Origin of the sequence: Streptomyces sp. NPDC102467 (assembly GCF_044765445.1) — a bacterium.
GTDB lineage: Bacteria > Actinomycetota > Actinomycetes > Streptomycetales > Streptomycetaceae > Streptomyces.
The window spans coordinates 187,950-213,313 of sequence record NZ_JBIWKA010000009.1 but is presented as its reverse complement, the minus strand read 5'-3'; the positions used below and the strand labels follow the sequence as shown (position 1 = coordinate 213,313).

Below are 25,364 nucleotides of genomic sequence, written 5' to 3'. Positions count from 1 at the left end.
GCAGGTCCGTAGCCGTCGTGACCGTATAGAAATGTGAGAGGTCGTATATACTTCCACTGTTCTCATGTTCTGCCCCGTCGTATCCCAGGAGCGCCCCATGGCGACTGACCAGCGTCCCGACCTCACCGGCCGCCACTTCCTCAAGGAGGTGGACTTCACGGCCGAGGAGTTCCGTGCCCTGGTCGACCTGGCCGCGGAGCTGAAGGCCGCCAAGAAGGCGGGCACCGAGACGCAGCGGCTGCGCGGTAAGAACGTCGCCCTGATATTCGAGAAGGCGTCGACGCGTACGCGCTGCTCCTTCGAGGTGGCCGCCGCGGACCAGGGCGCCGCCACGACGTACATCGACCCGGCAGGCTCGCACATCGGCAAGAAGGAGTCGAGCAAGGACACCGCCCGGGTGCTCGGCCGGATGTTCGACGCCATCGAGTTCCGGGGTGACGCGCAGGGCACCGTCGAGACGCTCGCCGCATACGCGGGCGTCCCCGTCTACAACGGGCTGACGGACGACTGGCACCCCACCCAGATGCTCGCCGACGTGCTCACGATGACCGAGCACAGCGACAAGCCGCTGACCGACATGGTCTTCGCCTACCTCGGTGACGCCCGGTTCAACATGGGCAACTCGTACCTGGTCACCGGCGCCCTGCTGGGCATGGACGTCCGGATCGTCGCGCCGAAGTCGTACTGGCCCGCGGACTCGGTCGTCGCCAAGGCGCGTGAGCTCGCCGCCGGGAGCGGGGCCCGCATCACGCTCACCGAGTCGGTCGAGGAAGGCGTCGTGGGCGCCGACTTCGTCGTCACGGACGTCTGGGTGTCCATGGGGGAGCCCGAGGAGGTGTGGGACGAGCGCATCAAGTCGCTCACGCCGTACGCGGTGACCATGGACGTGCTGCGCGCCACGGGGAACGCGGACGTGAAGTTCCTGCACTGCCTGCCCGCCTTCCACGACCTGGGTACCAAGGTCGGCCGCGAGATACACGCGAAGTACGGCCTGGACTCCCTGGAGGTCACCGACGAGGTCTTCGAGTCGGCGCACTCCGTAGTCTTCGACGAGGCCGAGAACCGGATGCACACCATCAAGGCCGTCATGGTCGCCACCCTCGGCGAGAAGTAACAAACTGGCTCGGCCAGAAGTGACAAACTGCTCGAACAGGTGCTGAACCGCTCGAAGTGGCAGTAACTGGCTCGAATCAGTAGCAACCGTTCAAACTGGTGGACCGGAACACCTTCTCCGGCCACACCGGCCCGCGGCACACCCCGCCGCACCGCACGCACCACAAGAAAAGAGCACCACCCCATGTCGCCGTCGCCGACCCCCACCGGCCTGCGCATCAAGTCCCCCGAGTCCCTTCTCGCCGAGTCGGGCGCCGACCTGGAGGGGCATGGCCTCAAACGCACGATGGGGCTCTTCCAGCTCGTCTGCTTCGGGGTCGGCGCGATCGTCGGCACCGGCATCTTCGTCGGCCTCTCCGACACGGTCGCGGAGGCGGGCCCCGCCGTCCTCGTCTCGTTCGTGCTCGCCGGGATCACCTGCATCTTCACGGCGTTCTCGTTCGCCGAGCTGGGCGGCGCGATCCCGGTCTCCGGATCCTCGTACTCGTTCGCCTACGCGACCCTCGGCGAGCGCGTCGCGTTCCTCGTCGGCTGGTGCCTGCTCCTGGAGTACGGCGTCTCGGTCTCGGCCGTCGCCGTCGGCTGGAGCCAGTATCTGAACGAGCTGCTCGACAGCCTCTTCGGTCGGCAGTTGCCCGCAGCGCTGTCCGCCGGACCCGGTGACGGCGGCGTCGTGAACCTGCCCGCCGTGATCGTGATCCTGATGGCCGCCACGCTCCTGGTGCGCGGCATCCGCGAGAGCGCGCGGGCCACCGCGGCCATGGCGATCCTCAAGATCGGCATCCTGATCGCGTTCTGCGCGATCGGCTTCAGCGCCTTCGAGGCGGGCCATCTGACGCCGTTCATGTCCGCGGGCATCAGCGGCGTCACCTCGGGTGCTTCCCTCGCCTTCTTCTCGTACATCGGCTTCGACGCGATCACCACGGCCGGCGAGGAGGTCAAGAACCCGCGGCGGAACATTCCGATCGCGATCATGATCTGCATCGGCCTCGTGACGCTGCTCTACTGCGCGGTCGCCGTCGCGGCCATCGGCGCGCTCGGCGCGGACGCCGTCGGGGACAAGCCCGCCGCGCTCTCGCTCGTCGTCAACCAGGTCACGGACTCCACCGTCGGCGGCGGCATCATCGCGTTCGGCGCGGTCGTCGCCATCGCGTCCGTCGTGCTCGCGGTGATGTACGGGCAGACGCGCATCCTGATGTCGATGTCCCGGGACGGACTGATCCCGCGGATCTTCGAGCGGGTCTCCCCGAAGACGTCGACGCCCGTCGCCAACACCTGGATCGTCGCGCTCGTCTTCGCGGTCCCTGCGGCCTTCTCCTCGCTCGACGCCGTGGTCAATCTGACCACCATCGGCACGCTCGCCACCATGGCCGTCGTCAATGTCGCCGTCGTCGCCCTGCGCCGCTCGCACCCCGGGCTCACGCGTTCCTTCCGGGTGCCGCTGTACCCGCTCAGCCCGGTGCTCGGTGTGGCGATGTGCCTGTATCTGATCTGGGGGACGGGCTGGACGACGTGGGTCCAGTTCGCGGCGTTCCTCGTCGTGGGCGCGCTGGTCTACGCGTTCTACGGCCGCCGGCACTCGCGCCTGGGCGGGGCTACAGCTCCGACGCCGGACGCTGGCGCGGCACCGCGGGAAGGGTGAACCAGACCGCCTTGCCGGACTCGGTGGGGCGGTGCCCGCACGACGAGCTGAGCATGCGGATGAGCAGCAGGCCGCGGCCGTGCTCCTGCCAGGGGTCGGGCATCTCGGAGTCGCCCGGGTTGGTGAGATCCGCGGGCGGCGCCGGGTCCGGGTCGTGCACCTCGACCTGGCAGCCGGTCTCCAGAAGCTCCACCACCAGCTCGATCGGGGTGTCGCCCGTCGTGTGCTCCACCGCGTTCGCCACCAGCTCCGCCGTGAGCAGCTCGGCCGTGTCCGTGTCGGTCGCCGGCGACTCGATCTCGGCCAGCGCGGTGCGCACGAGGGCACGTGCGACCGGCACAGCGGCGGCCGTGTGCGGCAGGGCAAGACGCCACGACGTGGGAGTGGGGGGACCGGAAGGTGGGGGCAAGGCGAGTCCTGAGTGGGGTGGCTCGGGAGCGGCTGAAGGGCGCGGGGTGAGAGGAGCGGGCTGAAGGGACCGGGCTGGAGGGCGACAGGTCCCAGGGTTGCCGGTCCAGGGATTGCCGTCCTGCTTTCAACCTTATGAATGGTACGGCGTGCGCCGATAGAGGCTCCCGGTGGTGTTCCTCGGGACATTGGTCCCTATGGGCGGACGCGGGGCTTATGCCGGGCCCTGAATTCGGGTTATCGCGCCCTGCTGACGGCGGTCACAAAGCGGTGATAACTTCGAGAGGTAGCCGCCGCGCACGCCCGTAGGAGGCAGCACGCGTATGAGTCCCTTCACCGGCTCCACCCCGCGCACCGAGACCTGGCGCCATCTGTCCTACGCCGTGGACGAGGGCGGGGTCGCGACCATCACGCTCGCCCGGCCCGAGAAGCTCAACGCCCTCACCTTCGGCGCCTACGCCGACCTGCGCGACCTGCTCGCCGAGCTGGCCCGCGAGAAGACGGTGCGCGCCCTCGTCCTCACCGGGCAGGGGCGCGGCTTCTGCTCCGGCGGTGATGTCGACGAGATCATCGGCGCCACCCTCTCCATGGACACCGCCCAGCTGCTCGACTTCAACCGGATGACGGGCCAGGTGGTGCGGGCGGTCAGGGAGGCGCCGTTCCCCGTGATCGCGGCCGTGCACGGGGTCGCGGCGGGCGCGGGCGCCGTGCTCGCCCTGGCCGCCGACTTCCGGGTCGCCGACCCGAGCGCCCGCTTCGCGTTCCTCTTCACCAAGGTCGGCCTCTCCGGCGGCGACATGGGCGCGGCCTACCTGCTGCCGCGCATCGTCGGCCTCGGCCACGCCACCCGGCTGCTGATGCTCGGCGATGCCGTCCGCGCCCCCGAAGCCGAACGCATCGGTCTCATCAGCGAGTTGACCGAGGAGGGCCGGGCCGACGAGGCGGCCCTCGCCCTCGCGCGGCGCCTCGCCGAAGGCCCCGCGCTCGCGTACGCACAGACGAAGGCGCTGCTCACCGCCGAGCTCGACATGCCCCTCGCGGCGGCCGTGGAGATGGACGCGGCGACGCAGGCGCTGCTCATGAACGGCGAGGACTACGCCGAGTTCCACGCCGCCTTCACCGAGAAGCGCGCACCCAAGTGGCAGGGGAGGTGAGTCCACGGTGAGTACGCGGGCGACCACGCGCGCACAGCGCATCGCCGTCATCGGCGGCGGTCCGGGCGGCCTGTACGCGGCCGCGCTCCTCAAGCGTCTCACCCCGGACCGAGAGATCACGGTCTGGGAGCGCAACGCCCCGCTCGACACGTTCGGCTTCGGCGTCGTCCTGTCGGATGAGACCCTCGGCGGCATCGAGCACGCCGACCCGGCCGTGTACGCGGCCCTGCGGGAGGAGTTCGTGCGCTGGGACGACATCGACGTGGTGCACCGGGGCGTGCGCCACACCTCGGGAGGCCATGGTTTCGCGGCCCTCGGCCGCCGCCGGCTCCTGGAGATACTGCAGGACCGCTGCCGCCGGCTCGGCGTCGACCTGCGCTTTTGCACCGAGGCGCCACCGGTCGCCGAACTCCGTGCGGCGCACGACCTCGTCATCGCCGCCGACGGGGTGCACAGCCGGACGCGTGAGACGTACGCCGACGCGTTCGGCCCGCACGTGGAGGAGCACCGCAACCGCTACGTCTGGCTCGCCGCCGACTTCGCCTTCGACGCGTTCCGCTTCGAGATCGCGGAGACCGAGCACGGGGTGATGCAGTTGCACGGCTACCCGTACAGCGCCCACGAGTCCACGGTCATCGTCGAGATGCGGGAAGAGGTGTGGCGGGCGGCGGGCCTCGCGGACCTGGACGTGCGCGAGACGATCGAGCGCGCCGCCAAGGTCTTCACCGACGCCCTGGGCGGCCGCTCGTTGCGGTCCAACAACTCGTCCTGGCTGACCTTCCGAACCGTCACCAACGACCGCTGGTCGCACGGCAATTGCGTCCTGATCGGGGACGCCGCGCACACCGCTCACTTCTCCATCGGCTCCGGCACCAAACTCGCCGTGGAGGACGCGCTCGCGCTCGCCGCGTGTCTGCACGAACACCCCACGACCGAGGGGGCGTTGGAGGCGTACGAGGCGGAGCGCAGGCCCGTCGTCGCCTCCACGCAGCGCGCGGCGCGGGCCAGCCTGGAGTGGTTCGAGGATCTGCCGCGCCATCTCGGGCAGCCGTCACGGCAGTTCGCCTTCAACCTCCTCACGCGCAGCCGCCGGGTCACGCACGACAATCTCCGGCTGCGCGATGCCCGCTTCACGGCGGCGGTCGAGGAGGAGTTCGGCTGTCCGGCGGACACGCCCCCGATGTTCACGCCGTTCGCGCTGCGGGGGCTGCGCCTGCGCAACCGGGTCGTGGTCTCCCCGATGGACATGTACTCGGCCGTGGACGGTGTCCCCGGCGACTTCCACCTCGTCCATCTCGGGGCGCGGGCGCTGGGCGGGGCGGGCCTGGTCATGACGGAGATGGTGTGCGTCAGCGCCGAGGGCCGCATCACTCCGGGCTGCGCGGGCCTCTACACGGCCGAACAGGCGGATGCCTGGGGGCGGATCACGGAGTTCGTGCACGCCCGGGCACCCGGCACGGCGATCGGTGTCCAGCTCGGGCACGCGGGCCGCAAGGGTTCCACCCGGCTCATGTGGGAGGGCATGGACGAGCCACTTCCCGTGCCGGAGGACAACTGGCCGCTGGTGGCGGCGTCTCCGGTCCCCTACACGCCGGGCAGTCAGACGCCACATGAACTGACGCCCAGTGAGATGGGCACTGTCCGTGCAGAGTTCGTCGCTGCGGCGCGGCGTGCGGCGGACTCCGGCTTCGACCTGCTGGAGCTGCACTGCGCGCACGGCTACTTGCTGTCCGGGTTCCTGTCACCGCTGACGAACCGGCGTACGGACGCGTACGGGGGTTCCCTGGACGGTCGGCTCAGGTTCCCCCTGGAAGTGTTCGACGCGGTGCGCGGTGTGTGGCCCGGCGACCGCCCCATGACCGTGCGGATCTCCGCGACGGACTGGGCCGAGGGCGGCACGAGCGCCGAGGACGCGGTGGCGATCGCGCGGGCGTTCGCCGCGCACGGGGCCGACGCGATCGATGTGTCGACGGGACAGGTCGTGGCCGAGGAACGACCCGCGTACGGGCGCTCCTACCAGGTGCCGTACGCCGACCGGATCCGGAACGAGGCCGGCATCCCGGTGATCTCGGTCGGGGCGATCTCGTCCTGGGACGACGTCAACTCCCTGATCCTGGCGGGCCGTACGGACCTGTGCGCACTGGCCCGCCCGCACCTGTATGACCCGAACTGGACGCTGCACGCCGCCGCGGAGCAGGGGTATGCGGGGCCGGGGGTGGTGTGGCCCGAGCAGTATCGGGCCGGGAGCCGCCGCCCCCAGACGGGCCGTCTGGACGCACCCCGGCCACGGTTGTCCTTGCCTGGGTAGGTACGGGCCATGCGACTGCCAGGTGCGGTTGCTCGGTGGCTGCGGGCCGGTGGGGCTTCTCGCGCAGTTCCCCGCGCCCCTGAGAGGCGCACTTCGTGCGGCCTCTCAGCCTGGAGATGCGGCGAAGCCGCATGCCTTCAGGGGCGCGGGGAACTGCGCGACCAGCCACGACGAAACCGTCAGTGGGCAACCGGTCTCAGCGAGGCACTTCGGCCATCCCAGCCGTGAGCGTCGTCCCGTCCGACGGGTCGATCAGCAAGAACGCCCCGGTCCACCGGATCTCCGCGTAATCGTCGACGACAACCGGCTCGGCCGTGCGCAGTACCACCCGGCCCAGATCGTTCGCCGTCAACTGATCCGCCCCGTCGAGCGACTTGACGAGGGCCTGCACCGTGCGCGTGGTGTGCCGCAGCAGGACTCGGTCTCCGACCCTCAGGGGCTTGTCCGCCAGGTGGCAGACGGATCCCCGTACGTCCTGCGTGACCGTCGGTGCGGACGGGCCGGTCGGGGCGAGCAGGTCGCCGCGGGACACGTCCACTTCGTCGGACAGGCGTACCGTCAGAGACGACCCGGCCCACGCCGTGTCCACCGCCGTGCCCAGGATGTCGAGGGCCGCGATCGTCGACGTACGCCCTGAAGGGTGCACGGTCACGGCGTCGCCCACTCGTAGCGTGCCGGACATCAACTGGCCTGCGTAGTAGCGGGATTCGCCGTGTCGGATGACGTACTGGACCGGGAACCGGGCCGGGGCGTCGGGCGGGGCGGCCGCGACCGGCACCGTCTCCAGGTGTTCGAGCACGGTCGGGCCGCCGTACCAGTCCATGTGCGCGGACACTTCGACCACGTTGTCGCCGGCCAGCGCGGAGACCGGGATCGCCGTGACGCGCGGGACGCCGAGTTCCGTGGCGTACGCGGTGAACTCCTCGGCGATCGCCGCGAAGACGGACTCCTCGTAGCCGGCCAGGTCCATCTTGTTCACGGCGAGGACGAGGTGCGGGACGCGCAGGAGGGCGGCGATGGCCGCATGCCTGCGGGTCTGGTCGACGACGCCGTGGCGCGCGTCCACGAGGATGATCGTCAGCTCGGCGGTGGAGGCGCCGGTGACCATGTTGCGGGTGTACTGCACGTGACCGGGGGTGTCGGCGAGGATGAAGCGGCGGCGCGGGGTGGCGAAGTAGCGGTAGGCCACGTCGATGGTGATGCCCTGTTCGCGCTCGGCGCGCAGGCCGTCCGTGAGGAGGGCCAGGTCCGGGGTGCCGGTGCGGGAGATCGACTCCAGCTGGTCGGTGAGCACCGACTTGGAGTCGTGCAGCAGACGGCCCACGAGCGTGGACTTGCCGTCGTCGACGGAGCCGGCCGTGGCAAGCCGCAACGTGTCGGCCCCGGCAGCAGTGGTGGTGGTGCTCATGGTCAGAAGTACCCTTCGCGCTTACGGTCTTCCATCGCGGCCTCGGACATCTTGTCGTCGGCGCGGGTGGCGCCCCGCTCGGTGAGGCGGGACGCCGCGATCTCGGCGATGACCTGCTCCAGCGTCTCCGCGTCGGAGTCGACGGCGCCGGTGCAGGACATGTCGCCGACGGTGCGGTAGCGGACCTGGCGCTTCTGCGGTGTCTCGCCGTCCTTCGGGCCGCCCCACTCGCCGGCCGTCAGCCACATGCCGTGGCGGCTGAACACCTCGCGGCGGTGCGCGAAGTAGATCGACGGCAGCGCTATGCGTTCGCGGGCGATGTACTGCCACACGTCCAGCTCGGTCCAGTTGGAGAGCGGGAAGACACGGACGTGCTCGCCCGGCGCGTGGCGGCCGTTGTACAGCTGCCACAGCTCGGGGCGCTGGCGGCGCGGGTCCCACTGGGAGAACTCGTCGCGCAGGGAGAAGACGCGCTCCTTGGCCCGCGCCTTCTCCTCGTCGCGCCGCCCGCCGCCGAACACCGCATCGAACCGCTCCGCCCGGATCCTCTCCGTGAGCGGGAGGGTCTGGAGGGGGTTGCGGGTTCCGTCCGGACGTTCGCGCAGCACACCTCTGTCTATGTACTCCTGCACGGACGCCACATGGAGGGTGAGCCCATGTGCGTCGACCACCCGGTCCCGGTGGGCGAGGACCTCGGGGAAGTTGTGCCCCGTGTCGACGTGCAGAAGAGGGAAGGGCACGGGGGCCGGCGCGAACGCCTTCAGCGCCAGATGCAGCATCAGGATCGAGTCCTTGCCGCCGGAGAAGAGGAGCACCGGCCGCTCGAACTCGCCCGCCACCTCGCGGAAGATGTGCACCGCCTCGGACTCCAGCACGTCCAGGTGGCTCAGAGCGCCGGAGGAAGCAGACGTACTCATACCAGGCCCCTCGCCGCCATCACCGCGTGCACCGACGCCGCCGACTCCCGCGGCGTCTGGGCTTGCGTCTCCAGGAACAGATCGGGGGAGACCGGCGCCTCGTACGGATCGTCCACGCCGGTCAGACCCTTCAACGCGCCCGCCGCCTGACGGGCGTACAGGCCCTTCACGTCGCGTTCGCTGCACACTTCCAGCGGGGTGGCGACATGGATCTCGAAGTACGGGGTGGAGCTGGAGGCATGGCGTTTGCGCACCGCCTCGCGGCTGTCCGCGTACGGGGCGATGACGGGTACGACGGCGAACACGCCGTTGCGGGCGAGGACTTCGGCGACCAGGCCGATGCGCTGCACGTTCGTGTTGCGGTCCTCGCGGCTGAAGCCGAGGCCCGCCGAGAGGAAGCGGCGGATCTCGTCGCCGTCGAGCACCTCGACGCGGTGTCCCTCCGTGCGCAGTCGCCCGGCGAGGGCGCGCGCCACGGTCGTCTTGCCCGAACTGGGCAGCCCCGTCAGCCAGATCGTGGCTCCCTGGGCGCGGCCTTGTGGGGGCCGGGCCGTCGTGGCCGTTGTCATACGTGCTGTCCTTCCGCGGCGCCGGACGCGGGCCGCTTGCCATCGGGGGTGGTCAGTTCGGTGAAGAGGGCCTCCCAGCGCGGGTGCACCGCGTCGGGCCCGTAGGCCGCCGCCGTCAGGAGCGCCGCCGTGCCCATCTCCGCCCGCAGGTCGCGGTCGCCCATCAGGCGGCCGAGCGCGTCGGCGAGGGCATCGGGGTCCTGCTCCGGCACGAGCAGCCCGTCCACGCCGTGCGTCAGCACGTCCGACGGTCCCGTCGGGCAGTCGAAGGAGACCACTGGGAGCGCGTGGCTCATCGCCTCGATCATCACCATCGGCAGCCCCTCGAAGCGCGAACTCAGCACGTACAGGGAGGACTTGGCGAGTTCGTCGTCGAGCCGGTCGGTGTGGCCCATCAGGAGGACGTGGTTGTAGAGGTGATGCTCCTCGATGAGCGCCCGCAACTGCGCCTTCTTCTCGCCGCTGCCGTAGATCCGCAACTGCCAGTCGGGGTGGGCCCCGACGAGCTTGGCCCACGCGGGGATCAGCAGGTCGAAGCCCTTCTGCGGGAAGAGCCGGCCGGCCGCGACGACGATTTTGGAGCTGTGGTTCGCGAGGGTCTGGTCCAGCGAGTGCACGGCGTTCGGGATGCGGACGACGCGGGTGCCGGGGAGCAGCCGCGCGTACTCGCCGCGGTCCCGCTCCGTGAGCACCGCGACCACGGCGAACCGCTCGTAGGTCTCGACGATGCGTTTCTGCACGTCGGGCCGGTGCGTGCCGTGGTTCATGTGCTCCTGGGCCACCCGCACGACGCCGTTGGTGGCGTGCGCGGCGGACAGGAAGTTCAGGGCGGGGCGGGTCGTGACGAGCACCCCGTCGGTGAGCGAGCGCAGATAGGCGCCGAGGGCCAGTTCGAGGCGCCGGTCGAAGAACCGGTAGCCGAACTCGCCGCTGGGGATCTCCCGCGCGGGGCGGTCGATCCGCTTGTCGCGCCTGCGCGCCCGCCACCAGCCGACGAGGCCGCGCTCCCCGACCCGGACCGGCTCCTCGGCCGGGACCGGCTCCTCGCGCAGGTCGACGACCGTGGTCACCGGTACGCGCTCGTCCAGCGGGAATTGCAGGGCGTCCCGCCGCCGCACCGCGCTGACGATCTCCACGTCCCAGCCCGCCGCCACCAGGGAGTTGGCCTGGTTGAAGACCGTACGGATGGTGCCGCCGCGGCCGTAGGCGTGCAGCAGCAGATAACGAATCCTCGGAGAACTCATGAGCGGCTCCCCAGAGATGAGCGGCTCTCCAGAGACGCGCGGCACTCCAGCGACAGGTTGTCCTCGACCGTGAAGTACGGCCGTACGTCGAAGCCCGCGCCCGGCACCGCCTGCCGCGGGTAGACGAGTACGGCCTTCTTGCCACGGATGTCGTCGAGCTTGCGGCCGACGCGCAGCTTCAGGCGGCCGCCGTCCGTGAGATGCAGATCCCACTGATCGGTACCGGTGAAGCCGTCGTACGCGGCGAGGTCGGCGACGTCCCACTCGCACGCGTAGCGGTCGCCGTCCAGGTCTGCGCCGTAACGCAGGACGTGGTCGGTGCGCGAACGGCGGGTCAGCAGCAGCCGCCAGCCGTCACCGGCGCCCGTGCCCGCGGACAGGCCGTCCAAGCCGTACAGGCGGCCGACGACCCTGATCCGCCCGTCGCGCGGCCACACCTGCTCGACCTCGGCCTGCGGCTTCACTTGAGGTACCCCCAGGCCTTGCACATGGGCCGCAGGAGCTCGGGGATCTCGTCGTCCGCCGGCAGTGCCCGGCCCTGCTGCACGCTGCCGGTGCGGATCTTGTCGCGCCAGTCGCCGAGACCTTTCTGGATCTGCGTCTCGTCGCGCTTGCCGTACTCCAGCATCGACGGCTCGAAGTCCACGCCGAGGAAGTCGCACAGCCCGCGCAGCTTCTTCTCAGGGTCCTCGGTGAGCTCCTCGTAGCGCACGGTGTGCCCGCCGGTGAGGCCCTTGCGGGCGTGGTCGACGGCCTTCATGTAGCGCAGCGCGTCGGCGCACGCCTCCTCGTACGTCCGCTTCTCCGGGTCGCCCTCGTGCCAGGACCGGGCGATGGAGACCGGGTGGCGCAGCAGGAAGACGAACCGGGCGTCGGGCCAGCAGTCCCGGATCCGCCCGTAGACGAAGGCGTTGCTGGGCGTCTTCTCGACGAGGAACTCCTTGCCGGACCTGGTGAGTTCACGGTGCAGGACGCGGTCCCACAACAGGTGCTCCAGATCGCCGCGGCCCAGGTCCAGGGCGTCCATGGCCCGTTCGGACAGCTTGCTGCCGTAGCCGACTTCCAGGCGGCGGATGTGCAGTTCGTGCGGGGCGTGCAGGCGCGGGTGCGCGTCGAGCAGCATCCGCAGCAGGGTCGAGCCCGAACGCACCGGAGACATGATGAAGACCGGCCGCCGCAGCAGCCGGTCGGTCGCGGGGTCGCCGGTACATCGGTACTCGGGCGCCGGCCGTTTCGCGGGTTTCGGTGCCGTGGCCGGCGGGGGCGTCACATGCGGTGCGCTCCCTGCCCGGCGGACCTGGAGTCCCGTGGCCGCGGACAGGGCCCGGTTCAGATTGCGCTTCAGGCTCATGCGGCCCGACGCTAAAGGCGCATTCTGAGAAGAGGGATGGAGAAAGCTGAGGGTTCCCTTAGCACCCTTTCATGTGGTGGGGATCACTCCGGCTGTTTTCTTTGTACGGCGTTCACCGTCGGTCGGCGTTCACGAAGTGGGCGCCGGCCTCGCGCAGCCGCTCGTGCAGCGCCCGGAAGACCTCCGCCGACCGCAGCCCGGGCCAGCCCGACGGCAGCAGCCGGGTCGGCAGCCCCGGGTCCGCGTAGGGCAGGTGCCGCCACGAATCCAGGGCCAGCAGGTAGTCGCGGTACGCCTCCTGCGGCGGGGTGCCGGCGCGCGCTTCCCAGCTCCGCAGTACCGGCGCGTGCTCGTCGAGGAACGCCTCGTGCAGCTCGGCCAGCGCGGCCAGGTCCCACCAGCGGCCCACCGCGTCGGCCGTCGCCGCGAATCCCAGGTGCTCGCCGCGGAACAGGTCGACGTACCCGGCGCAGCCGATCCGCTCCAGCGTGTGCCGCGTCTCCTCGTACAGCCCGGCGGGCGCCAGCCACACGCCGGGCGCGGCCGTGCCGAAGCCGAGCCCGGCGAGCGTGGAGCGCAGCACGTGCCGCTTGGCCCGCTGCGACTCGGGCACGGAGAACACCGCGAGCACCCAGCCGTCGGCCGTCGGCGCGCCGTCGAAAGCCCCGTAGACGCGCCGGTCACCGTCGGCGAGGAGCTGGCGCGCGTCGTCCGACAGGGCGTACCCGGCGGCTCCCGAGGCGCTGCGCGCGGGCAGCAGCAGGCCGCGCCGCTTCAGCCGGGACACCGCCGAGCGCACCGCGGGCGCGTCGACCCCGGCGGCGCCGAGCAGCCGGATCAGCTCGGCGACCGGTACGGGCCCGGGGAAGCCGCGCCCGTAGGCGCCGTACAGCGTGACGATGAGGGAGCGCGGGGTGTGGGCCTGGCCGGTGGGCGAGGGCTGCTGCTCGGACACGTGGTCACTGTACGGTTCCGGGTTCGCGCAGCCGGAACCGCTGGAGCTTCCCGGTGGCGGTCCGCGGCAGCGCGTCCAGGAACACGATCTCGCGCGGGCACTTGTACGGCACCAGCTCCGCCTTCACGAACTCCCGCAGCGCGTCCGGGTCCCGCCGCGCCCCGGCGCGCAGCACCACGCAGGCGACCGCGATCTGGCCGCGCGTCGCGTCGGGTCTGCCGACGACCGCCGCCTCCGTCACGTCCGGGTGCCGCAGCAGCGCGTCCTCCACCTCGGGACCCGCGATGTTGTACCCGGCGGAAATGATCATGTCGTCGGCGCGGGCGACGTACCGGAAGTATCCGTCGGGCTCGCGGACGTAGGTGTCCCCGGTGACGTTCCAGCCGTGGCGCACGTACGTCGTCTGCCGCTCGTCGGCGAGATAGCGGCAGCCGACCGGGCCGCGGACGGCGAGCAAGCCGGGTTCCCCGTCCGGGAGTTCGGCCCCGTCGTCGTCGATGATGCGCGCATGCCAGCCGGGCACAGGGAGCCCGGTGGTGCCCGGCCGGATCGCGTCGTCCGCGGCGGAGACGAAGATGTGCAGCAGTTCGGTCGCGCCGATGCCGTTGATGACGCGCAGCCCGGTGGCGTCGTGCCAGGCGTGCCAGGCGGCGGCGGGCAGGTTCTCCCCGGCGGAGACGCAGCGCCGCAGACTCGTCACGTCGTACGTGTCCCAGGACGGATCCGCGAGCATCGTCCGGTACGCCGTCGGCGCCGTGAACAGGACCGACACCCGGTGTGCTGCGATGGCGGGCAGCAGCTGGCGCGGGCCCGCCTGTTCGAGCAGCAGCGCCGAGGCGCCCGCGCGCAGCGGGAACACCACGAGCCCGCCGAGCCCGAAGGTGAAGCCGAGCGGCGGACTGCCGGTGAACACGTCGTCCGGCGTCGCCTTCAGGACGTGCTGCCCGAACGTGTCGGCGATCGCGAGGACATCCCGGTGAAAGTGCATGCACCCCTTGGGCCGCCCGGTCGTCCCCGAGGTGAAGGCGATCAGGGCGACGTCGTCGTCGGCGGTCGGCACGGCCTCGTAGGACGCCGATTTCGAGGCCGCGAGGCGCGTCAGATCGTCGGGCCCGTCGCCGCCGAACGGGGTGATCCGCAGCTCCGGCGCGTCCGCCTTCGCCAGATCGTCGACCGACCGGGCGTCGCACAGCGCGTGCCGCACCCGCGCGATCTCGCACATCGTGGCCAGCTCGGCAGGACGCGCCTGCGCGAGCACGGTCACGGCGATGCCGCCCGCCTTCATCACGGCGAGCCAACAGGCCGCCAGATAAGGCGTGGTGGGGCCGCGCAGCAGCACCCGGTTGCCGGGCACGACGCCGAGGTCATCGGTCAGCACGTGCGCGATCCGGTCTACGGTGCCCTGCAACTCGCCGTACGACCACGTGGGCCGGCCGGGGGAGTGGAACGCGGGCCGGTCCGCGCCGAACCGCCGCACGGTCGCGTCGAGCAGTTCCGCGCCGCAGTTGAGCCGCGCCGGGTAGCGCAGCCCCGGCAGGTCGAAAGTGAGGCCGGGCCACAGCGCCGCGGGCGGCAGGTGGTCGCGCGCGAACGTGTCGGTGTGGGCGGACGGGTGCAGGGACTGCGGGGTCTGTGGCCTCATCGTGGAGCGCCCCCTTGCCGTGGCGTGGTCGCGCATCGAGCGTATCGTGATGGTGACGACAGTCAACGGGGCGCGATACGGTTCGCGGAGTCGAGGGTCCATCGCAGGGGCCCCAGGGGCGACCGGCCGCCGTCGCCCTCGTGAGAGGAGCTCCGGCGTATGGGCACATTCTCGCTCGCACCCGACCGACTCGCCTGGTGCGCCGAGCTGCGCGAACTCGCCGGGCGGCGCCTCGCCCCGCTCGCCGAGCAGGGCGAGCCGGGCCGCGTCAACCGCCCGCTCATCGCCGAACTGGGTCAACTCGGCCTGTTGGAGCGTCTGTTCACCTCCGGCGCGCTCGACCTCTGCCTGATGCGCGAGTCCCTCGCCCGGGTCTGCACCGAGGCCGAGACCGCCCTCGCCCTCCAGGGGCTCGGGGCGCACCCCGTGCACGCGTACGGCACGAAGGAGCAGCGCGAGCGCTGGCTGCCGGAGGTGGGCGCGGGCCGCGCGGTCGCCGCGTTCGCACTCAGTGAACCGGGCGCGGGCTCCGACGCGGCGGCCCTCGCGCTGCGCGCCGACGGCGACGGCGGAGCCGGCCGGGGCTGGCGCCTGACCGGCGAGAAGTGCTGGATCTCGAACGCCCCCGAGGCCGACTGCTACACCGTCTTCGCGCGGACGGACCCGGACCCGGCCGCGGGCGCCCGCGGCGTCACCGCGTTCCTGGTCCCCGCCGACCGCCCCGGCCTGTCCGGCGACCACCTCGACATGCTCTCCCCGCACCCCATCGGCTCCCTCGCCTTCGACGGCGTACCGGTGGGACCCGCCGACGTGCTCGGCGAGGTCGGTGGCGGATTCCGGGTCGCCATGAACACCCTGAACCTGTTCCGGCCCAGCGTCGGCGCGTTCGCCGTCGGCATGGCCCAGGCGGCCCTCGACGCGACCCTCGCGCACACCGCGCAACGCGAGGCGTTCGGCGGCCCGTTGAAGGACCTCCAGGCCGTCGCCCACCAGGTCGCCGACATGGCGCTACGCGTCGAGTCGGCCCGCCTCATGGTGTACGCGGCAGCGGCGGCGTACGACGAGGGCGCCGAAGGTGTGCCCCGGCGGGCGGCGATGGCCAAGCTCCTTGCGACCGAGACGGCCCAGCAAGTCGTCGACACGGCCGTGCAGTTGCACGGAGCGCGGGCGCTGCAACGCGGCCACCTCCTGGAGCACCTGTACCGCGAGGTGCGGGCGCCGCGCATCTACGAGGGCGCGACCGAAGTCCAACGAGCCGTCATCGCCCGCGAGTTGTACAAGACGGAGGCATCCCGATGAGCTCGCCACAGAACCCGCCGCACAAGGGCCCCGAGCGGCTGAACCCGCCCGAACTCTCCCCGCCCACCGGCTTCTCGCACGCCGTCGTCGCCACCGGCAGCCGGCTGGTCCTGCTGGCCGGTCAGACGTCCCTGGACGGCGACGGCAGGATCACCGGCGGCACGCTGCCCGAGCAGTTCGCGCGGGCCCTGACGAACCTGCTCACCGCCCTGCGGCACGCGGGCGGCACCCCGGCCGACCTCGCGCGCGTCACGGTCTACACGACGGACGTGCCGCGATACCGTGCCGACGCGCGCGAACTCGGCCGCATCTGGCGCGAGTTGGCCGGCCGGGACTACCCGGCGATGGCGGTGATCGGGGTGGCCCGCCTCTGGGACGAAGAGGCCCTGGTCGAACTCGACGGCACAGCGGTCCTCCCCTAGGGAGCGGGGCATAGGCTCGGGCGCATGACGCAACAGGCCGAACTCTCCGTAGGTCCGATCGCGTACGACGACACGGGCGGCGACGGCACGCCCGTGGTCCTGCTGCACGGGCTCGCCCAGGACGGCACGGTGTGGCGGCACGTCGTGGACGAACTCGGCGCGTCCGTGCGCTGCGTCGTCCCGACCCTCCCGTACGGCAGCCACCGCACACCGCTGCGGCCCGGCGCCCAACTCTCGCCCCACACCATGGCGTTGCTCATCGGCGAGTTCGCCGACACCCTGAAGCTCGGCGACGACACCGTGTTCGTGGAGAACGACGGGGGCCGCCTCCAGCAGCTCGTCGCCGCGCGGCCCGAGCGCGTGGGCCGCCTGGTCATCGCGGGCTGCGAGGCCTTCGACAACTATCCGCCGGGCCCCGGCGGCAAGCTTCTCGACGCGGCGTCCCGGGTCCCCGGCGGCCTCGCACTCCTCGCCCAGGTCCTCTCGGTGCGCCCGCTGCGCCGGATGCCGGGCACGGGGTACGCGGCGATGTCCCACCGGCCCGTCCCGCACGACCTGATCGACCGCTGGGTCGAGCCCCTGCGCAAGGACCCGGTGGCCCGCGCCACCCTTCAGCACTACCTCCGCGCGAGCGTGAAGTCGGAGATGATGGAGGCGGCCGACGCCCTGCGCACGTACGACCGTCCTGCCCTCGTCGTCTGGGGCAGGCAGGACAAGATGATGCCGCCCGCCCACGGCCGTCGGCTCGCCGAACTGCTGCCGCAGGGACGCCTGGTGGAGCTGGACGAGTGCGGCACGCTCATCCCGCTGGACCAGCCGCGCGCCCTGGCGAAGGCGATCCGCGAGTTCGCCTCAGACCCCGTCGCCGACTAGAGCGAACGAGGCGACGTCCCGCCCCGACATCCCCGACGTGATCCACCAGTGCGTGGGCTGTCGCCCGTACAGGTCGGACGTCGTCCCGGCCGCCCACCCCATGACCAGCTCGTCCCATCCGTCCGCGTCGAAGTCGGCGGCGGCGTACGGCCGGGCGGGACGCTCCTTCGCCGGGGTCTTCCTGCCGTCCAGGCGGGCGGGGCCCCGGCGCAGCACGGTGCGCCGCTCGGACCCGTCGATCAGCGTGGCGCCGTCGTCCGTGGCGACGAGGATGCCGTCGCGGCCGTCGCCGTCCGGGTCGGCGGCGAGGTACCCGCCGATGTCGGAGCCGGCGGTTGCGCCCGCCGGCAGCCGGTATGTCGACGGAGTGCCCCCGGCGCCCGGGTACACGGACAGCGAACCCTCGACGTCCGGTGCCTCCGTCTCGTACCCCGGCTCGTCGTTGCGGCTGCCGTTGTCGCCGATGGCGAGATCGCGTTTTCCGTCGCCGTCGAAGTCCCCGAAGGCGTACGCGTTCCCCTTGCGGACTTCTCGTCCTGTACGGGTGCGCGGATCGGCGTAGAGCGTGCCGGGCGTCTGCTCGCCGTCGTCCATGTGGTGAATGAGGAGCGCCGTGACCTTCGGCTTCCCGTCCGGATCGAGGGCGTCGGCGTACAGCGTCCCGTCGGCGCCGGGCAGGGTGCCGCTGCGCGCCGGGGCGCCGGACCGGGTGAACGGGCCGTACAGGATCCACACGGTCCCCGTGTCACGGGAGACCCCGGCCACGTCGGGGTGCCCGTCCCCGTCGAAGTCCCCGCGCACATCGATACCGATGCCCGACTGCGAGATGCCGGAGGGAAGTCGCAGCGGTGTCGCCTTCGTGCCGCCCCCGCCGGGGCCGGTCGGCGAACCCCACGCGATGTACGGCGCGCTGCGCGCCATCGAGATCCCGGCGGTCTCCACCGTGCCGTCGGCGGCCGGCGCGACGAAGTCGGGGAACCCGTCGCCGTCCAGGTCGGCGACGGTCACCGCGTCCGCGGCGACGTTGTCGTCGTCGCCGCCCGACGCGGTGTCGGCCGGCAGTCCGAGGTCGCCGCGTCCGTACACCGCCCGGGTCGAGGGATCGAGCCCGTGCGCGGACCCGAACACGACGCCGACCCGGTCGTGCTGGATCCCGGGCCCGTCGTCGGGGTCGGAGCGGGGCGTCACCGGCACGACGAGGTCCCGGTATCCGTCGCCGTTGACGTCGTCGGGATCCTTGGCCCCCTTCCCCGCGGCCGGGGCGTGACTGGCCTTCGGCTCCCGCGGCACGGAACTGCCCTGCGACGCGGCCGACTTGCCCCCATCGGACGCGCCGCCGCCCCCGCACCCGGCGAGCAGGGCGAGGGCGGCGCAGAAGGCAAGGGCGGCGGGGGCGCGGTGGTACCTCATGGGGCCCACCCTCACATCCCGCGTGATCAGCTGTCGCGGGGGTGCTGCGTCCGCGGCGTCAGCTGTCGCGGAACCCTTACATTCCGTGCGATCAGATGTCCCGGAACGTCTCGATCTGCGCGCCCACGGAGTTGAGCCGCTCCGCCAGATCCTCGTAACCGCGGTTGATGACGTACACGTTGCGCAGCACCGAGGTGCCCTCGGCCGCCATCATCGCGAGGAGCACGACGACGGCCGGGCGCAGCGCGGGCGGGCACATCATCTCGGCGGCCCGCCAGCGGGTCGGGCCCTCGACCAGGACCCGGTGCGGGTCGAGGAGTTGGAGGCGGCCGCCGAGCCGGTTGAGGTCGGTGAGGTAGATCGCGCGGTTGTCGTAGACCCAGTCGTGGATCAGGGTCTTGCCCTGGGCGGCCGCCGCGATCGCCGCGAAGAACGGGACGTTGTCGATGTTCAGGCCCGGGAACGGCATCGGGTGGATCTTGTCGATCGGCGCCTCCAGCTTGGAGGGGCGGACCGTGAGGTCGACGAGACGCGTGCGCCCGTTGTCGGCGACGTACTCGGCCGTGCGGTCGTGGTCGAGCCCCATCTCCTCCAGGACGGCCAGCTCGATCTCCAGGAACTCGATCGGTACCCGGCGCACGGTCAGCTCGGACTCGGTGACCACGGCCGCGGCCAGCAGGCTCATCGCCTCGACCGGGTCCTCGGACGGCGAGTAGTCGACATCCACGTCGATCTGCGGCACGCCGTGCACGGTCAGGGTCGTCGTGCCGATGCCGTCGACCCGGACGCCCAGCGCCTCCAGGAAGAAGCACAGGTCCTGGACCATGTAGTTGGACGAGGCGTTGCGGATCACCGTGGTGCCGTCGTGCCGGGCGGCGGCCAGCAGCGCGTTCTCCGTCACGGTGTCACCGCGCTCGGTCAGCACGATCGGCCGGTCCGGCGAGACGTCCGCCTGCACCTCGGCGTGGTAGAGGCCCTCGGTGGCCGTGATGTCCAGGCCGAACCGGCGCAGCGCGATCATGTGCGGCTCGATCGTGCGGGTGCCGAGGTCGCAGCCGCCCGCGTACGGCAGCTTGAAGCGGTCCATGCGGTGCAGCAGCGGGCCGAGGAACATGATGATCGAGCGGGTGCGGCGGGCCGCCACCTCGTCGATGGCGCCCATGTCCAGCTGCGCGGGCGGCACGATCTCCAGATCCACCCCGTCGTTGACCCAGCGGGTGCGCACGCCGATGGAGTTGAGCACCTCGAGGAGCCGGTACACCTCTTCGATCCGGGCGACGCGGCGCAGCACCGTGCGCCCCCGGTTCAGCAGGGACGCGCACAGCAGCGCCACGCACGCGTTCTTGCTCGTCTTCACGTCGATCGAACCGGACAGCCGGCGCCCGCCGACCACCCGCAGGTGCATCGGTCCGGCGTAGCCGAGGGAGACGATCTCGCTGTCCAGGGCTTCGCCGATCCGGGCGATCATCTCAAGGCTGATGTTTTGATTACCGCGCTCGATGCGGTTCACAGCGCTCTGGCTGGTGCCGAGCGCTTCGGCCAGCTGCGTCTGCGTCCAGCCCCGGTGCTGGCGGGCGTCGCGGATGAGCTTGCCGATACGTACGAGGTAGTCGTCTGCCATGGCGGCAGGCTATCTCAGATATGAGATGACGCATGTCGGGTGGTCCGGGCGGGCGCCCCTTCCTGAAGGCATGTCGACGGCGACCTCAGCGCCGCTTCGCCGTATGGGTCCGACGCCACCCGAAGGGGCCCGGCAGGTCCATGGAGGTCGTGCGGCGACCGGTGCTGCTGTGCGTGTGCCGGGGCCCGTGCGAACCGCCGCCCGTCGTGATCGACCACGACTTGCGGTTGATGTTGAGACGTACTCCCGGCAGGATCCGGAAGCTCTTGCGGAACGTGAGCGGCATGACTGCTGGCTCCTCCCGTGCGGGTCTGCGGTCTTCTCCGCATACCCCCGGGCGCCCCGATCAGTCGGGCGGGGAGCCGCGCTGGTGCTTCCCCCGGCCCCGTACGACGATGGAGGGAGGCGGTCCGCAAACGGGCGCGACGGCACCACTCGACGGCACCGCAGGGCGATGTACTACAGTTATCTCGACATCGAGATATCTGCCGAGGCGCACCGCGGCCCCACGGCATCGTCGAGTCTGACGGCGAAGGCAGTAAGGGTTACCTAACTTAGCCTTACCTCAGCATATCGGCAACGTGGCGTGGCGGCAGGATTGCGGTGGAACGCGCACATATATGAAGGAGACTGTCGTGTCGGCGAACAGCTTCGACGCCCGCAGCACGCTGCGCGTGGGCGACGAGTCGTATGAGATCTTCAGGCTGGACAAGGTCGAGGGCTCTGCTCGCCTTCCCTACAGCCTCAAGGTTCTGCTGGAGAACCTGCTCCGCACCGAGGACGGCGCGAACATCACCGCCGACCACATCCGTGCGATCGGCGGCTGGGACTCCCAGGCCCAGCCCTCGCAGGAGATCCAGTTCACGCCGGCCCGCGTGATCATGCAGGACTTCACCGGCGTGCCCTGCGTCGTCGACCTCGCCACCATGCGTGAGGCCGTCAAGGAGCTCGGCGGCGACGCCGACAAGGTCAACCCGCTCTCCCCGGCCGAGCTGGTCATCGACCACTCCGTCATCGCCGACAAGTTCGGTACGAAGGACGCCTTCGGCCAGAACGTCGAGCTGGAGTACGGCCGCAACAAGGAGCGCTACCAGTTCCTGCGCTGGGGCCAGACCGCCTTCGACGACTTCAAGGTCGTCCCCCCGGGCACCGGCATCGTCCACCAGGTCAACATCGAGCACCTCGCTCGTACGGTCATGGTCCGTAACGGCCAGGCCTACCCCGACACGCTGGTCGGCACCGACTCGCACACCACGATGGTCAACGGCCTGGGCGTGCTCGGCTGGGGCGTCGGCGGCATCGAGGCCGAGGCCGCGATGCTCGGCCAGCCGGTCTCCATGCTCATCCCGCGCGTCGTCGGCTTCAAGCTGACCGGTGAGCTCAAGCCCGGCACCACCGCCACCGACCTGGTCCTCACGATCACCGAGATGCTGCGCAAGCACGGCGTCGTCGGCAAGTTCGTCGAGTTCTACGGTGAGGGCGTCGCCGCCACCTCCCTCGCGAACCGCGCCACCATCGGCAACATGTCGCCGGAGTTCGGCTCCACCGCCGCGATCTTCCCGATCGACGGCGAGACGCTGAACTACCTCAAGCTGACCGGCCGCTCCGAGCAGCAGGTCGCGCTCGTCGAGGCGTACGCCAAGGAGCAGGGCCTCTGGCTCGACCCGGCCGCCGAGCCCGACTTCTCCGAGAAGCTGGAGCTCGACCTCGCCACGGTCGTCCCCTCGATCGCCGGACCGAAGCGCCCGCAGGACCGCATCGTCCTCGCCAACGCCTCGCAGCAGTTCGCCCAGGACGTGCGCAACTACGTCTCGGACGACGAGGAGGCCGGCAAGGAGTCCTTCCCGGCGTCCGACGCCCCGGCCACCAGCAACGGCGTCCCCTCGAAGCCGACCCTGGTCACCGCCCCCGACGGCTCGACGTACGAGATCGACCACGGCGCCGTCACCGTCGCCGCGATCACCTCCTGCACCAACACGTCGAACCCGTATGTGATGGTCGCCGCCGCGCTCGTCGCGAAGAAGGCCGTCGAGAAGGGCCTGACCCGCAAGCCGTGGGTCAAGACCACCCTCGCCCCGGGCTCCAAGGTCGTCACCGACTACTTCGACAAGGCGGGTCTCACCCCCTACCTCGACAAGGTCGGCTTCAACCTCGTCGGCTACGGCTGTACCACCTGCATCGGCAACTCGGGCCCGCTGCCCGAGGAGGTCTCCAAGGCCGTCAACGACGCCGACCTCGCCGTGACGTCGGTCCTCTCCGGTAACCGGAACTTCGAGGGCCGCATCAACCCCGACGTCAAGATGAACTACCTGGCCTCCCCGCCGCTGGTCGTCGCGTACGCCATCGCCGGTTCGATGAAGGTGGACATCACCAAGGACGCGCTCGGCGTCGACCAGGACGGCAAGCCCGTCCACCTCGCCGACATCTGGCCGACCGAGGCCGAGGTCAACGACGTCGTCGCCAACTCCATCGGCGAGGACATGTTCAACAAGTCCTACGCCGACGTCTTCGCCGGCGACGCCCAGTGGCAGGCGCTGCCGATCCCGACCGGCAACACCTTCGAGTGGGACGCCGAGTCGACGTACGTCCGTAAGCCCCCTTACTTCGAGGGCATGACGATGGAGACGACCCCGGTCGCCGACATCACGGGCGCCCGCGTCCTCGCCAAGCTGGGCGACTCGGTCACCACCGACCACATCTCCCCGGCCGGCGCCATCAAGGCCGACACCCCGGCCGGCAAGTACCTCACCGAGCACGGTGTGGAGCGTCGTGACTTCAACTCCTATGGCTCGCGCCGTGGCAACCACGAGGTCATGATCCGCGGCACGTTCGCCAACATCCGCCTGCGCAACCAGATCGCGCCGGGCACCGAGGGCGGCTACACCCGCGACTTCACCCAGGATGACGCGCCGGTCTCGTTCATCTACGACGCCTCGCGCAACTACATCGAGCAGGGCACCCCGCTGGCCATCCTGGCCGGCAAGGAGTACGGCTCGGGTTCGTCCCGTGACTGGGCCGCCAAGGGCACCGCGCTCCTCGGCGTCAAGGCCGTCATCGCCGAGTCGTACGAGCGCATCCACCGCTCGAACCTCATCGGCATGGGCGTCCTGCCGCTCCAGTTCCCGGAGGGTCAGACGGCTGAGACCCTCGGCCTGACCGGCGAGGAGACCTTCTCCTTCACCGGCGTCGAGGAGCTCAACAACGGCACCACGCCGCGCACGGTGAAGGTCACCACCGACACCGGTGTCGACTTCGACGCGGTCGTCCGCATCGACACCCCCGGCGAGGCGGACTACTACCGCAACGGCGGCATCATGCAGTACGTGCTGCGCAACCTGATCCGCAACTAAGCGCTCAGGCAAGCAGTTGGGCCGCACCCCGCTCGGCGGGGTGCGGCCCTCGTGCTTTCCCGCTAGAGGTTGAGGAAGGCGGCCCAGGCGTCCGGGCCGACCGTGAAGTGCGGGCCTTCGGGGTTCTTGGAGTCGCGGATGTGCACGGCGGCGGGGTGGGCGGCGACCTCTACGCACTGGCCGCCCTCGCTGCTGCTGTAGCTCGACTTCCGCCAGTCGTAGGCGACTTCGAGGCAGGCGCCGCCTTCGTCGTTGCTGTAACTCGACTTGAACCAGTTCAGTGCGGTGCTCATCACTCTCCTAGCAGCCGGTCCAGCAGGCCCTTGGACTCCTCGGGTGCGAGGGCCTGTGATCGCAGCATCGCATACTTGCGCGCCAGGATGGACACCTCGTCGGGGTCGGAAACCCACTGGCTGCCGCGTTGGGACTCGGTGTAAGCGAGGTGCTGGTGGGCCGGAGTCTCCAGGAGGATGAAAGGGCCGCCGAGTCCGGCGTTTTCGGAGGCGGTAAGTGGCATGAACTGGAGTGCCAGGCCGGGGAGTTCGGCGTACGAGCGCAGAAGTTGTAGCTGCTCGACGCGCGCGGACGAACTGAGGTATCCCAGTTCCAGTGCGGCCTCCCAGACCACGAAGCTCAGGGTGGGCGGGCACTTGCGGTGCAGGATCTCCTGTCGCTGGACTCGCCCTGCTGTCTTGGCGGCGACTTCGTCCTCGTCGTAGGCGGGGACGCGGTTGCGCAGCATGGAGCGGGCGCAGTCCTCGGTCTGCAGGATGCCCGGCACGGTCATGACGTCGTACCAGGACAGAGCAATGGCCTCCCGCTCATGCGCCATGTACTGCTCGGCGTGCAACGGGAACTGGTCGATCTCCGGCAACCCGGCAACCGCAACGGCCAACGCCCCCTTCGTATCGAGGAGTTCGTCCATGGCCCGCGCAAGATCCGGCAGCAACGGCCGCCGCCCCTGCTCGATCGCGGCGATGGTCGCCTCGGTCACCACGAGGCGCTCGGCGAGTGCCGCCTGGGTGAACCCGGCGGCCTTGCGGAACAGCGCGACAAGATCGGCGACCATCCTCATCGCCGACGGATTCTTCGGCGGGTTCTTCGGCGGACGTTTCCCGGGGCTCATGACGGTCAATCTCCCCGCCCCCGTTCTCTCTCGACCCCACTCCGACCCCGACAGAAGATCTGTCGGGGTCGACGTACTGTCGCCAGTGAATCACTCTGAGCGACATTGTGCTCATGAACGAGGAACCGCGCGAACGCTTCTACCGCCGCGAACGCCGATCCGTCCCCGCGGCACGGGAGTTCACGCGCGCGGCGCTCGCCGACTGGGGCGTGGACGGCGGGCGGGCGGACGACATCCTGCTCTGCGTCAGCGAACTCACCACCAACGCCCTGGTCCACGGTGTCCCGCCGGGCCGGGGCCTTCTGCTGTGCGTCATCCCGTACGGGGACGGCGTGCGCGTGGAGGTCCACGACGCCGGCGACGGCGTACCCGCTGTACCGCAAGGCGGGCAGGGCGCCGAGGACGCCGAGGGCGGCCGGGGTCTGCTGCTCGTGGAGGCGCTGGCGGACAAGTGGGGCGTGGGGGAGCGCGCCCCGGGAAAGGTGGTCTGGTGCGAGTTCCGGCGGCGTGCGATGAGTTCGGCCGGCTGGGAGAGTCTCCCTGACGAGACCC

22 protein-coding genes and 1 pseudogene are annotated in these 25,364 nt (G+C 70.8%); 9 read left to right on the top strand and 14 right to left on the bottom strand.

Features of this window, described 5'->3' with window-relative positions; genetic code table 11:
- The first annotated feature begins 97 nt into the window (after positions 1–97).
- Both argF and ACIREE_RS20495 read left to right on the top strand, forming a co-directional pair.
- Complete coding sequence (gene argF / locus ACIREE_RS20500) at positions 98–1,114, top strand: ornithine carbamoyltransferase (protein ID WP_404153801.1); 1,017 nt, start codon at positions 98–100, stop codon at positions 1,112–1,114.
- A 183-nt stretch (positions 1,115–1,297) separates the two neighbouring features.
- Positions 1,298–2,755 carry an amino acid permease gene (locus ACIREE_RS20495; RefSeq protein WP_404153798.1) on the top strand — a complete coding sequence of 486 codons (1,458 nt, stop codon included), beginning with the start codon at positions 1,298–1,300 and terminating at the stop codon, positions 2,753–2,755.
- Here the strand turns inward: ACIREE_RS20495 and ACIREE_RS20490 are convergent.
- On the bottom strand, positions 2,709–3,095 hold the full coding sequence (locus ACIREE_RS20490) for an ATP-binding protein (protein ID WP_404153795.1): 387 nt from the start codon (positions 3,093–3,095) through the stop codon (positions 2,709–2,711). The genes ACIREE_RS20495 and ACIREE_RS20490 overlap by 47 nt on opposite strands.
- 391 nt (positions 3,096–3,486) lie before the next feature.
- Here ACIREE_RS20490 and ACIREE_RS20485 point away from each other — a divergent pair, with 391 nt between their 5' ends.
- Together ACIREE_RS20485 and ACIREE_RS20480 are read left to right on the top strand one after the other, a co-directional pair.
- Positions 3,487–4,317, top strand: coding sequence for an enoyl-CoA hydratase family protein (locus ACIREE_RS20485; protein WP_404153793.1), 831 nt, complete (start codon positions 3,487–3,489; stop codon positions 4,315–4,317).
- A gap of 7 nt (positions 4,318–4,324) precedes the next feature.
- Positions 4,325–6,625 carry a bifunctional salicylyl-CoA 5-hydroxylase/oxidoreductase gene (locus tag ACIREE_RS20480; protein WP_404153790.1) on the top strand — a complete coding sequence of 767 codons (2,301 nt, stop codon included), beginning with the start codon at positions 4,325–4,327 and terminating at the stop codon, positions 6,623–6,625.
- Positions 6,626–6,821: 196 nt separating this feature from the next.
- Here the strand turns inward: ACIREE_RS20480 and ACIREE_RS20475 are convergent, their stop codons facing one another.
- The 8 genes from ACIREE_RS20475 to ACIREE_RS20440 all read right to left on the bottom strand — a co-directional run bounded on the left by ACIREE_RS20475 (position 6,822) and on the right by ACIREE_RS20440 (position 14,711).
- The gene (locus ACIREE_RS20475; RefSeq protein WP_404153787.1) at positions 6,822–8,033 is read right to left on the bottom strand and encodes a sulfate adenylyltransferase subunit 1; all 1,212 of its coding nucleotides are present in this window, start codon (positions 8,031–8,033) and stop codon (positions 6,822–6,824) included.
- A gap of 2 nt (positions 8,034–8,035) precedes the next feature.
- Positions 8,036–8,950 (bottom strand): sulfate adenylyltransferase subunit CysD, encoded by a 915-nt coding sequence (gene cysD, locus ACIREE_RS20470; RefSeq protein ID WP_404153784.1) that lies wholly within the window; start codon positions 8,948–8,950, stop codon positions 8,036–8,038.
- Complete coding sequence (cysC, locus tag ACIREE_RS20465) at positions 8,947–9,519, bottom strand: adenylyl-sulfate kinase (protein WP_404153781.1); 573 nt, start codon at positions 9,517–9,519, stop codon at positions 8,947–8,949. The genes cysD and cysC overlap by 4 nt, the downstream gene beginning before the upstream one ends.
- On the bottom strand, positions 9,516–10,763 hold the full coding sequence (locus tag ACIREE_RS20460; protein ID WP_404153778.1) for a glycosyltransferase family 4 protein: 1,248 nt from the start codon (positions 10,761–10,763) through the stop codon (positions 9,516–9,518). The genes cysC and ACIREE_RS20460 overlap by 4 nt, the downstream gene beginning before the upstream one ends.
- On the bottom strand, positions 10,760–11,227 hold the full coding sequence (locus ACIREE_RS20455) for a hypothetical protein (protein ID WP_404153776.1): 468 nt from the start codon (positions 11,225–11,227) through the stop codon (positions 10,760–10,762). The genes ACIREE_RS20460 and ACIREE_RS20455 overlap by 4 nt, the downstream gene beginning before the upstream one ends.
- The gene (locus tag ACIREE_RS20450) at positions 11,224–12,114 is read right to left on the bottom strand and encodes a sulfotransferase family protein (RefSeq protein ID WP_404153773.1); all 891 of its coding nucleotides are present in this window, start codon (positions 12,112–12,114) and stop codon (positions 11,224–11,226) included. The genes ACIREE_RS20455 and ACIREE_RS20450 overlap by 4 nt, the downstream gene beginning before the upstream one ends.
- A 112-nt stretch (positions 12,115–12,226) precedes the next feature.
- On the bottom strand, positions 12,227–13,069 hold the full coding sequence (locus tag ACIREE_RS20445) for a PaaX family transcriptional regulator C-terminal domain-containing protein (RefSeq protein ID WP_404153770.1): 843 nt from the start codon (positions 13,067–13,069) through the stop codon (positions 12,227–12,229).
- 4 nt (positions 13,070–13,073) lie between these two features.
- The gene (locus ACIREE_RS20440; RefSeq protein ID WP_404153767.1) at positions 13,074–14,711 is read right to left on the bottom strand and encodes an AMP-binding protein; all 1,638 of its coding nucleotides are present in this window, start codon (positions 14,709–14,711) and stop codon (positions 13,074–13,076) included.
- A gap of 159 nt (positions 14,712–14,870) precedes the next feature.
- Here ACIREE_RS20440 and ACIREE_RS20435 point away from each other — a divergent pair, with 159 nt between their 5' ends.
- The 3 genes from ACIREE_RS20435 to ACIREE_RS20425 are packed head-to-tail and all read left to right on the top strand — an operon-like array spanning position 14,871 to position 17,305.
- A complete protein-coding gene (locus ACIREE_RS20435) occupies positions 14,871–16,010 on the top strand; it encodes an acyl-CoA dehydrogenase family protein (protein WP_404153765.1) in 1,140 nt (379 codons plus the stop codon).
- A complete protein-coding gene (locus ACIREE_RS20430; protein WP_404153762.1) occupies positions 16,007–16,432 on the top strand; it encodes a RidA family protein in 426 nt (141 codons plus the stop codon). Before ACIREE_RS20435 ends, ACIREE_RS20430 begins: the two co-directional genes overlap by 4 nt.
- A 24-nt stretch (positions 16,433–16,456) precedes the next feature.
- On the top strand, positions 16,457–17,305 hold the full coding sequence (locus tag ACIREE_RS20425; protein ID WP_404153759.1) for an alpha/beta fold hydrolase: 849 nt from the start codon (positions 16,457–16,459) through the stop codon (positions 17,303–17,305).
- Here the strand turns inward: ACIREE_RS20425 and ACIREE_RS20420 are convergent.
- The 3 genes from ACIREE_RS20420 to ACIREE_RS20410 form a co-directional block, all read right to left on the bottom strand.
- Positions 17,285–18,715 (bottom strand): hypothetical protein, encoded by a 1,431-nt coding sequence (locus ACIREE_RS20420; protein WP_404153756.1) that lies wholly within the window; start codon positions 18,713–18,715, stop codon positions 17,285–17,287. The two genes, ACIREE_RS20425 and ACIREE_RS20420, sit on opposite strands and share 21 nt — an antisense overlap.
- A gap of 91 nt (positions 18,716–18,806) precedes the next feature.
- Positions 18,807–20,336, bottom strand: coding sequence for a helix-turn-helix domain-containing protein (locus ACIREE_RS20415; protein WP_404153753.1), 1,530 nt, complete (start codon positions 20,334–20,336; stop codon positions 18,807–18,809).
- Between the two features lie 85 nt (positions 20,337–20,421).
- On the bottom strand, positions 20,422–20,622 hold the full coding sequence (locus ACIREE_RS20410; protein ID WP_404153750.1) for a DUF4236 domain-containing protein: 201 nt from the start codon (positions 20,620–20,622) through the stop codon (positions 20,422–20,424).
- A 349-nt stretch (positions 20,623–20,971) separates the two neighbouring features.
- Between ACIREE_RS20410 and acnA the strand changes: the two genes are divergently transcribed.
- Positions 20,972–23,686: an aconitate hydratase AcnA gene (gene acnA / locus ACIREE_RS20405; RefSeq protein ID WP_404153748.1), complete on the top strand. Its 2,715-nt coding sequence runs from the start codon at positions 20,972–20,974 to the stop codon at positions 23,684–23,686.
- 62 nt (positions 23,687–23,748) lie between these two features.
- Here acnA and ACIREE_RS20400 read toward each other — a convergent pair whose 3' ends face one another.
- Together ACIREE_RS20400 and ACIREE_RS20395 are read right to left on the bottom strand one after the other, a co-directional pair.
- Positions 23,749–23,979: a DUF397 domain-containing protein gene (locus ACIREE_RS20400; RefSeq protein ID WP_404153745.1), complete on the bottom strand. Its 231-nt coding sequence runs from the start codon at positions 23,977–23,979 to the stop codon at positions 23,749–23,751.
- On the bottom strand, positions 23,979–24,812 hold the full coding sequence (locus ACIREE_RS20395; RefSeq protein WP_404153742.1) for a Scr1 family TA system antitoxin-like transcriptional regulator: 834 nt from the start codon (positions 24,810–24,812) through the stop codon (positions 23,979–23,981). Before ACIREE_RS20395 ends, ACIREE_RS20400 begins: the two co-directional genes overlap by 1 nt.
- Positions 24,813–24,925: 113 nt before the next feature.
- On the opposite strand from ACIREE_RS20395, the pseudogene ACIREE_RS20390 reads away from it, so the two are divergent.
- Positions 24,926–25,315, top strand: a pseudogene (locus ACIREE_RS20390) (ATP-binding protein); the annotation flags it as partial.
- Positions 25,316–25,364: the final 49 nt, after the last annotated feature.

What these genes read in the sequence shown, in the direction of transcription:
- ACIREE_RS20450 (WP_404153773.1), bottom strand. Translation starts at nt 12,114, where the DNA reads ATGAGCCTGAAGCGCAATCTGAACCGGGCCCTGTCCGCGGCCACGGGA.
- ACIREE_RS20440 (WP_404153767.1), bottom strand. Translation starts at nt 14,711, where the DNA reads ATGAGGCCACAGACCCCGCAGTCCCTGCACCCGTCCGCCCACACCGAC.
- cysC (WP_404153781.1), bottom strand. Translation starts at nt 9,519, where the DNA reads ATGACAACGGCCACGACGGCCCGGCCCCCACAAGGCCGCGCCCAGGGA.
- ACIREE_RS20395 (WP_404153742.1), bottom strand. Translation starts at nt 24,812, where the DNA reads ATGAGCCCCGGGAAACGTCCGCCGAAGAACCCGCCGAAGAATCCGTCG.
- ACIREE_RS20435 (WP_404153765.1), top strand. Translation starts at nt 14,871, where the DNA reads ATGGGCACATTCTCGCTCGCACCCGACCGACTCGCCTGGTGCGCCGAG.
- ACIREE_RS20400 (WP_404153745.1), bottom strand. Translation starts at nt 23,979, where the DNA reads ATGAGCACCGCACTGAACTGGTTCAAGTCGAGTTACAGCAACGACGAA.
- ACIREE_RS20415 (WP_404153753.1), bottom strand. Translation starts at nt 20,336, where the DNA reads ATGGCAGACGACTACCTCGTACGTATCGGCAAGCTCATCCGCGACGCC.
- ACIREE_RS20430 (WP_404153762.1), top strand. Translation starts at nt 16,007, where the DNA reads ATGAGCTCGCCACAGAACCCGCCGCACAAGGGCCCCGAGCGGCTGAAC.
- ACIREE_RS20485 (WP_404153793.1), top strand. Translation starts at nt 3,487, where the DNA reads ATGAGTCCCTTCACCGGCTCCACCCCGCGCACCGAGACCTGGCGCCAT.
- ACIREE_RS20420 (WP_404153756.1), bottom strand. Translation starts at nt 18,715, where the DNA reads ATGAGGTACCACCGCGCCCCCGCCGCCCTTGCCTTCTGCGCCGCCCTC.
- argF (WP_404153801.1), top strand. Translation starts at nt 98, where the DNA reads ATGGCGACTGACCAGCGTCCCGACCTCACCGGCCGCCACTTCCTCAAG.
- ACIREE_RS20495 (WP_404153798.1), top strand. Translation starts at nt 1,298, where the DNA reads ATGTCGCCGTCGCCGACCCCCACCGGCCTGCGCATCAAGTCCCCCGAG.
- ACIREE_RS20475 (WP_404153787.1), bottom strand. Translation starts at nt 8,033, where the DNA reads ATGAGCACCACCACCACTGCTGCCGGGGCCGACACGTTGCGGCTTGCC.
- ACIREE_RS20410 (WP_404153750.1), bottom strand. Translation starts at nt 20,622, where the DNA reads ATGCCGCTCACGTTCCGCAAGAGCTTCCGGATCCTGCCGGGAGTACGT.
- cysD (WP_404153784.1), bottom strand. Translation starts at nt 8,950, where the DNA reads ATGAGTACGTCTGCTTCCTCCGGCGCTCTGAGCCACCTGGACGTGCTG.
- ACIREE_RS20460 (WP_404153778.1), bottom strand. Translation starts at nt 10,763, where the DNA reads ATGAGTTCTCCGAGGATTCGTTATCTGCTGCTGCACGCCTACGGCCGC.
- ACIREE_RS20425 (WP_404153759.1), top strand. Translation starts at nt 16,457, where the DNA reads ATGACGCAACAGGCCGAACTCTCCGTAGGTCCGATCGCGTACGACGAC.